The organism is Pseudomonadota bacterium, assembly GCA_030775045.1.
GTDB lineage: Bacteria > Pseudomonadota > Alphaproteobacteria > JALYJY01 > JALYJY01 > JALYJY01.
Map to the genome: position 1 here is coordinate 20891 of JALYJY010000006.1, position 12179 is coordinate 33069.

Consider the following 12179-nt stretch of genomic DNA (forward strand, 5'->3'; position numbering starts at 1 on the left):
GTCCAGATCCTCTACCGCAAAATAGATTTCTTCCGGATTGGGTCTGAAAGGTTTGTCGTCGCCATCGGCCACCGGGTCGTAACAGGCCAGGATCACTGAGCCGCAGTCGAAATAATGCCGCCCCGGTGACACCCGCCGCCCGGGCTGTTTAAAAAGCCGGCCGTAGATATCTGCTGCCTGTTCAATATTGCTGACGGGAAGGATAACGCGGTAGAGGGCGGGGGTCATGGGGTGCCTTCCTCAGGGGGAGGCGTGTAAAGAGCTTGCACGGCATTTTTCAGGAAGCATAAATCCCGCGGGACAATATAATCTTTTCCTTCCTTGTTCGTGGGGCTGCAATTTTCAAGCAGGCAGATTGCCTCTTTTATGGGAACCCATATGACAGAAAAATTTTCAGCCAGTTCGTCATCGCAGAAATCCGGTTGACCTTTTTCTCCTGCCACATGCGCCAGACAGCAATAGGAAATCTGGCGCAATTCAGACATTTTACGATATTCTTCGATGAGGCCCAGCTTATTGTCTATCTCTATGTGGCAGCCGGTTTCTTCCAGGCATTCCCTTTTCAGGGCTGAATGGATGCCTTCCCCGTCATCAATCCCGCCGCCGGGCAGCTTGTAGTAATTGTATTTTCCAACCTTCAGTAGGGCAATATTACCCTGGGCATCTGTCACAACCCCTCTGGCTGCGAAGCGCGTTTTGTATGAAGCCACCTTTTCTGTAGAAGCCTGTTCCGGATTGAGGAGAAGAAATTGTTTCATGTCATTCTCCCTTTACCTCTCCCCTTGGGGGAGAGGTCGTCACGCCGAAACGCAGTGGAGGCGGACGGGTGAGGGGTACATCAATCATCTCCCATCTTCAGTGCCGCGAGGAAGGCGGACTGGGGGATTTCGACCTGGCCGAATTGGCGCATTCTTTTCTTCCCCTCTTTCTGCTTGTCGAGGAGTTTGCGCTTGCGGGTGATATCGCCGCCGTAGCATTTGGCCAGCACGTCTTTCCTTAACGCCGAGATATCCTCACGCGCGATGACCTTGCTGCCGATGGCGGCCTGGATGGCGATCTTGAACATCTGCCGCGGGATGAGTTCTTTCAGGCGTTCGCACAGGCCGCGGCCGCGGCGTTCGGCCTGGCTGCGGTGCACGATGGTGGAGAGGGCGTCCACCGGCTCGGCGTTCACCAGGATGCTCATTTTCACCAGCTCGCCTTCCTGGTACCCGTCCATCTGGTAGTCAAAGCTTGCGTAACCGCGGCTGATGGACTTCAGGCGGTCGTAGAAATCGAACACCACTTCGTTCAGGGGCAGGCGATAGACCAGCATGGCCCGCTTGCCGGCGTAGGTCAGGTTTTCCTGCACGCCGCGCCGTTCGGTGCACAGCTGCAACAGGGATCCCAGATATTCGTCCGGGCACAGGATGGTGGCCTTGATCCAGGGCTCCTCGATGTGAGCGATCTTCACCGCATCGGGCATGTCGGCGGGGTTGTGCAGCTCCACCATGCTGCCATCGATCAGATGGATATGATAGCTGACGGACGGCGCGGTGGCGATCAGGTCCAGATCGAATTCGCGCTCCAGCCTCTCCTGGATGATCTCCATGTGCAGAAGGCCGAGGAAGCCGCAGCGAAAGCCAAAGCCCAGTGCGGCGGACGTTTCCGGCTCGAAATGGAAACTGGCGTCATTCAGCGCCAGTTTGCCCAAGCTGTCGCGCAGCTTTTCAAACTCGCTGGCATCCACGGGAAACAGCGAGCAGAATACCACCGGGACCGAAGGCTTGAAGCCGGGCAGGGGGGATGCCGCCTGACGTTTTTCATCGGTGATGGTATCCCCGATCTTTGTTTCCGTAATCGTCTTGATGCTGGCGGTGATGAAGCCTACCTCGCCCGGTCCCAGCCGGCCGGTATTCACATGTTTTGGCGTGAAGACACCGACCCGGTCCACATCGTGGGTGGCGCCGGCAGCCATCATGCGGATTTTCTGGTTTACCCTGATCTCGCCGTCCACCACGCGCACCAGGATCACCACGCCCAGATAGGGGTCATACCAGCTGTCGATCAGCATGGCTTTCAGCGGTGCGCTGGCGTCGCCCTTTGGCGGCGGCAGGCGCGTGACAATGGCTTCCAGAACGTCGGGAATACCAAGGCCCGTCTTGGCGGAAATCAGCACAGCGTCAGAGGCATCCAGACCGATCACATCCTCGATCTGTTCCTTGACCCGGTCCGGCTCGGCCGCGGGCAGGTCAATCTTGTTGAGGACCGGGACGATTTCATGCTTTGCGTCGATGGCCTGGTACACGTTGGCCAGGGTTTGCGCCTCGACCCCTTGTGAGGCATCCACCACCAGGAGAGAGCCTTCGCACGCGGCCAGGGACCGGCTGACCTCATACGCGAAGTCCACATGGCCAGGCGTATCCATCAGGTTCAGCTGGTACGTCTTGCCGTCTTTGGCCCTGTAAGCCAGGCGCACGGTCTGGGCCTTGATGGTGATGCCCCGCTCGCGCTCGATGTCCATGTTGTCGAGCATCTGCTCCTTCATGTCGCGCTGTTCCACAGCACCGCAGGCCTGGATCAGCCGGTCGGCCAGGGTGGACTTCCCGTGGTCGATGTGGGCGATGATGGAAAAATTGCGGATGAGGGAGATGTCAGTCATGGCGAGCCCGGAATCCTTTGTATTTGCGGCTGAACATAGGGATTTCCCTGAACAAAGGCAACGGAAAGAGGGAGGACAGGCCCGGGAGATGATGTCCAGATGTCAGTACGCCTGTGACATCTACTTCCCGCGCCAGCATTGGGTTTCAGGCCTTGATGTCCGGAATTTTGCATTTTTCCGGACATCAGGACTGGCCATCATATCCATCCATAATCACCGCTGGTCAGGTTCAGCTCTTTGGCCAGGAAGGTCAGGGCGCGGGTGGTTGCCGGCCCGTGGCCTGTCTGACCAGTTCGTTGGCCAGCTGCTGCGCCTTGAGAGGGTTTATGGTGTCGTTGTTGTCCTGTGTTTTCATGGCTTTTCTCCGTTGATAAAAATTGACCGTTCCTATATAGAGGAAAATAATCCATAAATCAAGAAAAAAACCCTCTTACGGGAATATGTAATCTTGGCCAGATCCATTATTGTCATTCCGACCGAAGTCCCGCAGGGACGAGTGGAGGAATCTTATGGAGATCCCTCGACTTCAGGCCACTGTGTGGCCTTTCGCTCGGGATGACAGCAACAACACGGCGATGACATTCTCCTCCCTCAAGGGGAGAGGTAAGTCAGATCCCGTCGGGCAGGCGGGGCAGGGGCTGGACGGCTGTGCTGGCGCGGGGTGGTGTCCAAGTCACGGTGTCAAAGGACTGACAGTGGGAGCAGACCGCCTGCCAGGACGGGGTTTCCGTGCCGCATGTGCCGCAGGACCACAGGGGATCCGGCCCGGCGGAGACAGCCTTTTCCAGCCACTGGCGGGCGGATTCCGCGTCCCTTCTTTCCTCGCTGTCCAGCCGGGCCAGCAGGCGGAACGCCCGGGCGGACGGGGACAGGGCGACGGCCCGCATCAGATGGTTTCTGGCCTCGCCCCACAGCTGGGCCTCAAGCGCTGTTTCGGCCAGAGCCAGATGGCTCTCGGGATTATCGGCCGCCAGGGCCAGCAAACGCTCGGCCTGCTTGACCCGTCCCAGAGGCTTCAGGCCCTGGCCCAGCCCCATGTACAGGCGGGCCACATCCGGATGGGGATTTTTCTGCCAGGCCGCTTCCAGAACCCGCAGGGTGCGTGAAGCCTTGCCAGCGGCCAGCAGCAGGCGGGCGTACTGGAGCGCCGCCGGGACATGGCCCGGATCCAGACTGGTGGCCCGCGCGGCATGTTTCCGGGCCTCATCGGTATAGCCGATGGCTTCGGCCTCCCGGCTCATCTCCACAGCAAGGGCAACAGAGTAGCGACGAACAGTATCCGTCGGCAGGATTTTCTGCTTCGTCATGGTTTTCAGGGTTTCGGCGGCTTCGGTCCAGTGGCGGTTTTTCACCAGAAGATCGAACAGGGCCGTGAGCGCCCAGGGGGCCTTTGGCATGCGTTCGTGCACCCGGCGGGCCAGGGACAGGGCCTCGTCCAGCCGGCCCTCCTTCTGCGCCTGGGACAGCAGGCCGCGCAGGCCAGCGGGCTCCAGCCCCTCATGCTCCAGCATGCGGGTGTAAAGCTCCTTCGCCCGGCTTTCATCACCGGCCACCCGGGCTGTTTCGGCCTTCAGCAGCAGGGTCGCCTGCGGATTGTCCATCAGCCTGTCGATGCGGGCGGCCTGCGCCGTGGCGGCTTTCACATCACCGGCGGACAGGGCCAGATATCCCTGCGCCATGGCCTCCAGGCTTTTTTCCAGGCGCTTTCTCTCCCGCCTGTGGCCTATGCGCTCGGGCCAGCGGGCCAGGGCGTTCCACCCCTGGGCCAACAGCCAGATGGCCATGACCGCCAGCACAGCCAGCAGCAGGACCCAGCCGGAATTCGTATAGATCCTGTAGCTTTCACCGCCCAGGGTCCAGGTGGCTGTCACGGGGCCGGACTGGTCCACCACCCACAGGACGATCAGGCCCAGGACAAGCAGCTTCGCCAGAAAGACAATGGTGCGGATCATGGCCGGGAAGCCTTTCCGCCGGGGGGAACAGGCATGGGAACCGGATCGGGCGGCGCTCTGGCCGTAATGCCTGTCATGGCCAGATCGGAAAGCGCCCCCAGAACGGCTTCTGCCGTATGGCGGGATTCAGCGCGGGCAAGCCAGGAAGAGGCAATTTCCCCCTTCAGGCCGGAAATCTCGCTGAATGCTGTATCGAGATTCCCGTTTGCCAACGCCCGCTCGGCCCTGGAGATAATGGCGCTGGCTGAATCCCCTGCTTCTCCGGTGTGCTGTATCGTCACGATAGAGCGTATCCTGTTCCACAGCCGCTCCCACCAGTTATTGCTTCGGGAGGTAATATCAGCGCGCAGCAGGTCGGGGACAAGGGCCTGGAGCTCGAGGGACAGCTCCTGGAGCGTGGGAACGCCGGATCCTGCTTTCTGGGCCAGGGTATCAAGCAGGGATATCATGGTTGCATTCTGCCGGGCCAGGGCGTGGGTGGCTTCCAGCTCCTCCCTGTAGGGACGCCCCTCACCGACGGCTTCGCGCAGCCGGTCCAAGGACAGGAGGAGCAGCCAGGGGCCTGGATCGGTTGCCTGCTGCCGGCTTGTTATGGCTGTTTCCAGGGCGGCCAGTTTCTGTTCCAGCTCCTGCACTTTCTGCGGCAGGGTCGTCAGGGCTTCCGGCAACCCGGCCTGTGTCTTCAGGGTTTCCAGGTCCTGCTGCAGGGCAGGGAGGGCCTGTTCGGAAAGGGCCTCGACTTGGACCTGTGTTCTTTGCTGCTGATCGGACAGTTTCTCCAGGCTGGCCTGGTTGTGCTCCAGCCGGGCAAGGCGCATGTCCAGGGCCTCGGCCAGGTTGACGGGATTGGTACGGCCGGTCAGCAGGCTGTACCACAGGGGCATCCAGAAGGGGGCGGACAGAAAACCACCCACAGCGATGAGGGACAGGAGGAGTGCTGTCCAGGAAGTGCAGCGGCCCCTGCAGGATTTCGGGGGTTCGGGAAGGGTATCAGAAACCGGGGTTTCTGCGGCGTTCTGACCGGAGTCCTGTGACATGATGCCTCCCGGAGAGGTTGTGTTGTGCCGGGATCATGGCACGGTGCTGCCAGACCATCAACATGCAATTGTGGCGGTGTGGATACAGCAGTAAAATGCGGTACATCCAGTTATGCCAGAGGATTGCAGATTGATATGGATACCTCTGGTAAAGATCGCTGCTGATCAAAGGGCTTTTCTGGCCCCACCACAGGGTGTCCGCACAATACCTGACTGAACCCATCTATGGAAAATTGAAAAAAGGTATAGAAAAACAAAACAGTAAAAGAAGGTTTCCATCACTTCACTTTTTCTCCAGAATACCTGAATACCAAGCCGGCTTGGAAAATGTTCCAGAATTTTAATAATGGTGGCGAGAATGGATATAAACATGATCTCGCTTGCAGGGTAGATGGCAGAGATTTTTTTAGGCAATGCGGACGGTGCATATTTTCGCAAGACCGGAATAATAATGCCGGCTACGAGTATTCCTGTTTCCAGAATCCCCCGGGGCACACGGTTAAAGATCTGGGATGTATTATGAATATTTGTTTCTCTTTGGGTATTTATCTCCATCCAGAACTCTGGCGTATTCCACCTGAAAATTTTTTGCCCCCAGCTTATTTCTTCGATAAAAACATAAAAACATCCAAGGGCCGCAATTCCAATCCATATTTTCAGCCATTTACTTTGATCTGGATTGATGCGGGTTAAAATATAGATGCTGAAAACCAGGCACAGGAAAAGCATGGCTTCCTGCAGGATTTCGACAGGCCCATATTCGCTGTAAAAAACTTTTTTCTGTTCAGGGACAAGAACGCCTTCGACCACAAAAAATAAAACAAATAAAAACGCCGGAATTACAAAGAAAAAAATACGATCAAGGATTTTTGACATGCAAGCCTTCCAGAATTAAAATGCTCAGAATTGCAGTTGCTATCTACACCTGTCAGGCCCTGAAATCGACAAGAATTACTCCTGGGGGCAAACTGGATGCGGCAACATTGATATCCGCCTGATGATCGGAAAGACGCAGCTTGTTCTTCCCCGTCTGGTGTGGCTGGATTACATGCCCCGGTCTGGCATTTCCTGTTGCGGTATTTTGCAGGGCCCTGTTTTCATGTGCTGTGGGCAGGGAACCTGTTGCCGGCCAGCAGAAAATACGCCCGGACCCTGAAACATCAGCCGGGAAAAGCCTGAATGCTGTTCTGCACCATGCAATTGTGGTGGCCGGAGTCTGCTGGTATGATATGGGAATGATCATGATCCTTCTTGAACCTTTGCGTCAGGCGCTGGACAGTCTGGATGAGGCGGCGCGGGAGCCCCTGCAGGGCCGGCTGGCGAAGAACATCCGCGACTCTGTCATCCAGCGGTTTGAGTACACCTACGAGCTGGCCTGGAAGACCCTGAAGCGGGCCCTCATGGTTTCGTTCGGTTATGATGAAGATACCGTGCGCGATATTTATCGCCGCGGCTTTGAGGTCGGGCTTTTGCAGGATGTGGAGCGCTGGCTTGCGTTTCATACCGCCCGCAACATGACGTCCCACACCTATAATGAAAAAATCGCAGACCAGACCTATGCCGTGGCGCAGGAATTCCTGAAAGAGGCCAGACTTCTTCTTCAGCGGCTGGAGGCTCTGGATGCCCGTCCAGCTTGATCGCGCCATCCAGGAGGAAATCCTGCGCTATTGCCAGGTGTTCGTGCCCGAGGCCGAGGTTTTTGTCTTCGGCAGCCGGGCCATCGGCAAAGCCACCCCCCGGTCCGATCTGGATCTTGCCCTGCGTGCGCCACAGGCCATCCCGCTGGAGCGCATCTATCAGCTGAAAAACGTGTTCAGCAACAGCAACATCCCCCAGCGCATCGACGTGATCGACCTGAACGCCGTTACTCCCGACTTTCGTGCCGTGGTCGAGGCGCAGATGGTCAGGCTGTAATCCGTCCCGCCAGGGCGGTGCGGGGCAGGGTTTCCTGGGTTCCCTGGCGCATGTCTTTCAGGGTCACGGTGCCGGCGGCCATTTCGTCACTGCCGATCATGGCCACAAAGGGAATGCCCAGCCGGTCGGCGTGTTTGATCTGCTTCGCCAGTTTGGCTGGTTCAGGATACGTTTCGGTATTGATGCCCTGCGCCCGGAGATCTGCCGCCAGTTTCAGGTACTCGCCGGACAGGGCGGGGTCCATGAAGGTCACCAGGACCTGTGTGGGGCTGGGAATCTCGTTGTCGCCAAAGCGGCCCAGCTCCAGCAGCGCGGCGAACAGGCGCGTGGCCCCGATGGAAATCCCCACGCCGGGAAGGGAGGAGCGGGTATACTGCCCCGCCAGGTTCTCGTACCGGCCGCCGCTGCCCACGCTGCCAAAGTTTGGCAGATCGTCCAGCAGCACCTCGTAGACCATGCCGGTGTAGTAATCCAGCCCGCGGGCGATGGACAGGTTGACGCGCAGGACAGTGTCAGGAACACCCAGCGCCATCGCGCCGGCCAGAAACTCTTTCAGTTCCTGCAGGCCCTGCTGGAAGGTCAGGTTGTCGATGCCGGTTTTTTCCAGGGCCTTCAGGGTATCATCGTTGCTGCCCTCTGCGGTAACGAGGTCCAGAAGCGCGTCGGCCCGGGGCAGGTCCAGGCCCGCGCCTTCCTCGACTAGGGCCTTGCGAACACCGTCTTTGCCTACCTTGTCCAGCTTGTCGATGGCGCGCAGGGCGGCCTGCTGTTTCTCACCGGGGGCAATGCCAAAGCCCTCGAACAGGCCAGACAGAAGCTTGCGGTTGTTGGTGTTGATCCGGAAAGCCCCGATCTTCAGGGCCGTGAAGGCCTGGTACAGGATGGCCGGCATCTCGGTGTCGCAGGACAGGGGCAGGCTGTCCTTGCCGATGATGTCCACGTCGCACTGGTAGAATTCGCGGAAGCGTCCCTTTTGCGGCCGCTCGCCCCGATAACTGCGCTGGATCTGGTAGCGGCGGAAGGGAAACGCCAGGTCACGCTCATATTGGGCCACATAGCGGGCCAGCGGCACCGTCAGGTCAAAGTGCAGGGCCATGTCGGGCTTTTCACCCTGGGCCAGCGATCCGGTGGACTGGACGAAATACACCTGCTTTTCCGTCTCGCCGCCCTCTTTGGTCAGCAGCACGTCTGTCATTTCGAAGGCAGGCGTTTCGACGGGCAGAAAGCCAAAGCTTTCATAGACGCGGCGGATGGTGTCCAGCATGTCCTGGAAGGCCACCTGCTGGCGGGGCAGCAACTCCATAATGCCGGACGGTGTACGGGGGGTAATCATGCGGGATCTGCCTTTACTATATTGGTCTGCCCAGGACCTGCTTTTTTCCTGTCATCCCGGCCTCCGAGCCGGGATCCAGTCTGCCGTGCGTCTGCACGGCACATGAGTCATATAACGCGCAGACGCGCTTCTGGATCCCCGCTTTCGCGGGGATGACAGCAAAGAGTGCCCTACTGGTTCATGCTGTCGAAGAAGTCGTTGTTGGTCTTGGTATGCTTGAGCTTTTCCAGCAGGAATTCCATGGCGTCCACCATGCCCATGGGCTGGAGGATGCGACGCAGGATCCACATCTTGGACAGGGTGCCCTTGTCGACGAGCAGCTCTTCCTTGCGGGTGCCGGATTTCTGGATGTCGATGGCCGGGAATGTGCGCTTGTCGGACAGCTTGCGGTCCAGGATCAGTTCGCTGTTACCGGTGCCCTTGAACTCTTCAAAGATCACCTCGTCCATGCGGCTGCCCGTGTCGATCAGGGCCGTGGCGATGATGGTCAGGCTGCCGCCTTCCTCGATATTGCGGGCCGCACCGAAGAAGCGCTTGGGCCGCTGCAGGGCGTTGGCGTCCACACCGCCCGTCAGAACCTTGCCGGATGAAGGCACAATGGTGTTGTAGGCGCGTGCCAGGCGGGTGATGGAATCCAGCAGGATCACCACGTCGCGTTTGTGCTCGACCAGGCGCTTGGCCTTTTCGATGACCATCTCGGCCACCTGGACGTGGCGGGCGGCGGGTTCGTCGAAGGTGGAGCTGATGACCTCACCCTTCACCGAGCGGGCCATGTCGGTCACTTCCTCCGGCCGCTCGTCGATCAGCAGAACGATCAGCGTGGCTTCTGGATGGTTGGCCGTAATGGAGTGGGCGATGGTCTGCAGCATCACCGTTTTACCGGTGCGGGGCGGCGCCACGATCAGCGCGCGCTGTCCCTTGCCCATGGGGGAGACAAGGTCAATAACCCGCCCGATGAAGTTTTTCTTCGTCGGATCCTCGATTTCCATTTTCAGAAACCTGTCCGGGTACAGCGGCGTAAGGTTGTCGAAATTGACCCTGTGCCGCAGTTTTTCCGGGTCGTCCAGGTTGACGGTGTTGGCCTTGACCAGGGCGAAATAGCGCTCGCCATCCTTGGGGGAGCGAACCTGGCCTTCGATGGTGTCACCGGTGCGCAGGCCAAAGCGGCGGACCTGGGCGGGGGAGACATAGATGTCGTCAGGACCAGGCAGGTAGTTGGCCTCGGGCGAGCGGAGGAAGCCGAACCCGTCAGCCAGCACCTCCAGAACGCCGCTTCCGAAAATGGCCACATCCTTTTCAGCCAGCTGCTTCAGGACAGCGAACATCAGCTCCTGCCGGCGCAGGGTGTTGGCATTCTCGACGTTGTGCTCTTCCGCAAACATGAGCAGTTCGGCCGTGGTGCGGCGCTTCAGTTCCTGAAGGTTCATATCTGTTTTTCCTGTATGTGTCTGACGTGCAGAACCAGTAAAGATCAAGGGGGAGAGAAGATCGACCCGGAGGGGCAAAGCCCTGATAGTGCAGGGCGAAAAGTGTGTGCCGGATCCGGGGGAACTTCAGGGAGAGACAGACCCCTTCCGGAAGAGAAGGATCAATTCACAGGCCTATTATATCCCCTGAAATCAGTTTCTGTCAAAGGGAAAAGAAGGGAATTTCAGGGGAGTGGACGTGCAGCGGGACTTTCAGCTCCGGGGGATTGCCCTGAAGAAGGCCGTTCTGGTCCTTCTCTCAGGGCAGCGTCGAATGTCCGGTCAGCCATTGCCACGAGGCCTGCTGAAGAGGCAAACATCAAAATGCCAGCGATGATCAGGACCGGGCTTCCTTCGACTGCGCCACACGCCAAGGCAGGCATGCCGCACAGGTGTGATGCCACGAAAAGGCGGTTTGCGTTTTTTCCTCTATTTTTGCCTGCTCTGCCTTGGTCATCGTAATGTGCTCCTGCAATACGGATTTGACGCCGGCACACACTATATCGCGGCTTTACTTTCAGCTATCGCTTTTTCAGCGCACTGTCATGGAAGAGAAAAGCTGTACCCGTTTTTACTTTCAGAATTCCGGATTATGATTCCGGAACATAACCTGATGGAGTTTTTCATGAGAATGACAGAAGACTGGACCTTGTTTCAGAGCCTGCAAAAAGGTTTTTTTGAGGTCGCCAAGGAATACCTGATTGTTGCAATGCCACAGGACAGGGACAGGATTACAAAGCTTGAAGGCTCTGAAGCGATGCGCGAGTATGTGATGGCTCTTCCTGCTGATGCAGAGGCACGCATCAGCGTGCTTGTGGCCCTGGATGCTATTGACTATGCCGCGCAGGCCTGTGGACCGCGAGACCAGGTCCCGGTGCGTCTGTGCCCTGTGCCTGATAAAAAATTCAGTTTCAGTACGCTTGCGAAGGTTGCCCGGGATCTTCGGGATTTTTCAGGTCCAATTGTGCGGGAACTGGAATCCGGGATGGAAGTTGCTGCCGGAAGGGATGCGCTTCCGACGGATTACATTCTGAATGGCCCCAAGATCTGACAGGGCCGTTTTGCTGAAGGGCAGTTTCTGCCGGTTCACGCCTTGTCGCTGCTGAACTGAAGCCGGACCAGGCGGGCGTAGAGGGGGCTGGTTTCCATCAGCTCCCCATGTCTCCCCGAGGCTGTAATCCGCCCCTGTTCCATGACCAGGATGCGGTCCGCCTGCATGACGGTGGCCAACCGGTGGGCGATGATCAGGGTCGTGCGGCCCTCCATCAGGATATCCAGGGCCTGGCGCACTACGTGTTCGCTCTCGGCGTCCAGGGCGCTGGTGGCCTCGTCCAGCAGCAGGATTTCGGGATTTTTCAGGATGGCGCGGGCGATGGAGATACGCTGGCGCTGGCCGGCCGACAGAGCCACGCCCTTTTGTCCCAGAAGGGTGTCCAGCCCCTGCGGCAGGCGGTCCAGGAATTCGGCCGCATACGCTGCTGTTACCGCCCGCCGCACCTGTTCATCTGTGGCGTCAGGGTGACCATAGCGGATGTTGTCGCGGGCACTGGCCGAGAAAATGGCCGGATCCTGGGGCACCAGTCCAATGCGTGACCGTGCATCCTCCAGCCCCGCCTGGCGGATATCCACTCCGTTCATCAGAACGCGGCCCTGCTGTGGGTCATAGAACCGCAGCAGAAGCTGGAAGACCGTGGTTTTTCCCGTGCCGCTGGGGCCCACGATGGCCACGGTTTCCCCCGCATTGACCTCCAGGGACAGGTCCTGGAGCACCGGGACATCTGGCCGCAGGGGATAGGCAAAGCTGACGTTCTCAAACCGGACAGTGCCGTGGGACAG

Annotated in this window: 11 protein-coding genes; 3 read left to right on the top strand and 8 right to left on the bottom strand. The window is 58.6% G+C overall.

Annotated elements, in window-relative coordinates; genetic code table 11:
* Nucleotides 1-224: 224 nt before the first annotated feature.
* From M3O22_01080 to M3O22_01100, 5 genes are all read right to left on the bottom strand, one after another.
* Nucleotides 225-758 (bottom strand): NUDIX domain-containing protein, encoded by a 534-nt coding sequence (locus tag M3O22_01080; protein MDP9195355.1) that lies wholly within the window; start codon nucleotides 756-758, stop codon nucleotides 225-227.
* An 80-nt stretch (nucleotides 759-838) separates the two neighbouring features.
* On the bottom strand, nucleotides 839-2641 hold the full coding sequence (gene lepA, locus M3O22_01085) for a translation elongation factor 4 (GenBank protein MDP9195356.1): 1803 nt from the start codon (nucleotides 2639-2641) through the stop codon (nucleotides 839-841).
* 608 nt (nucleotides 2642-3249) lie between these two features.
* Nucleotides 3250-4593: a tetratricopeptide repeat protein gene (locus tag M3O22_01090; protein MDP9195357.1), complete on the bottom strand. Its 1344-nt coding sequence runs from the start codon at nucleotides 4591-4593 to the stop codon at nucleotides 3250-3252.
* Nucleotides 4590-5630, bottom strand: coding sequence for a hypothetical protein (locus M3O22_01095; GenBank protein MDP9195358.1), 1041 nt, complete (start codon nucleotides 5628-5630; stop codon nucleotides 4590-4592). The genes M3O22_01090 and M3O22_01095 overlap by 4 nt, the downstream gene beginning before the upstream one ends.
* Nucleotides 5631-5795: 165 nt before the next feature.
* Nucleotides 5796-6506, bottom strand: coding sequence for a hypothetical protein (locus M3O22_01100; protein ID MDP9195359.1), 711 nt, complete (start codon nucleotides 6504-6506; stop codon nucleotides 5796-5798).
* A 365-nt stretch (nucleotides 6507-6871) separates the two neighbouring features.
* Between M3O22_01100 and M3O22_01105 the strand changes: the two genes are divergently transcribed.
* Together M3O22_01105 and M3O22_01110 are read left to right on the top strand one after the other, a co-directional pair.
* Nucleotides 6872-7267, top strand: a complete 396-nt coding sequence (locus tag M3O22_01105) for a nucleotidyltransferase substrate binding protein (GenBank protein ID MDP9195360.1) — start codon at nucleotides 6872-6874, stop codon at nucleotides 7265-7267.
* Nucleotides 7251-7544: a nucleotidyltransferase domain-containing protein gene (locus M3O22_01110; protein MDP9195361.1), complete on the top strand. Its 294-nt coding sequence runs from the start codon at nucleotides 7251-7253 to the stop codon at nucleotides 7542-7544. The genes M3O22_01105 and M3O22_01110 overlap by 17 nt, the downstream gene beginning before the upstream one ends.
* Here the strand turns inward: M3O22_01110 and hisS are convergent.
* Complete coding sequence (hisS, locus tag M3O22_01115; GenBank protein MDP9195362.1) at nucleotides 7534-8877, bottom strand: histidine--tRNA ligase; 1344 nt, start codon at nucleotides 8875-8877, stop codon at nucleotides 7534-7536. The two genes, M3O22_01110 and hisS, sit on opposite strands and share 11 nt — an antisense overlap.
* A 170-nt stretch (nucleotides 8878-9047) precedes the next feature.
* On the bottom strand, nucleotides 9048-10304 hold the full coding sequence (rho, locus tag M3O22_01120; protein MDP9195363.1) for a transcription termination factor Rho: 1257 nt from the start codon (nucleotides 10302-10304) through the stop codon (nucleotides 9048-9050).
* A gap of 436 nt (nucleotides 10305-10740) precedes the next feature.
* Here rho and M3O22_01125 point away from each other — a divergent pair, with 436 nt between their 5' ends.
* Nucleotides 10741-11394: a hypothetical protein gene (locus M3O22_01125; protein ID MDP9195364.1), complete on the top strand. Its 654-nt coding sequence runs from the start codon at nucleotides 10741-10743 to the stop codon at nucleotides 11392-11394.
* 35 nt (nucleotides 11395-11429) lie between these two features.
* On the opposite strand, the gene M3O22_01130 is transcribed toward M3O22_01125, so the two are convergent.
* On the bottom strand, nucleotides 11430-12179 hold a 750-nt coding region (locus tag M3O22_01130; GenBank protein ID MDP9195365.1), incomplete at its 5' end, for an ATP-binding cassette domain-containing protein.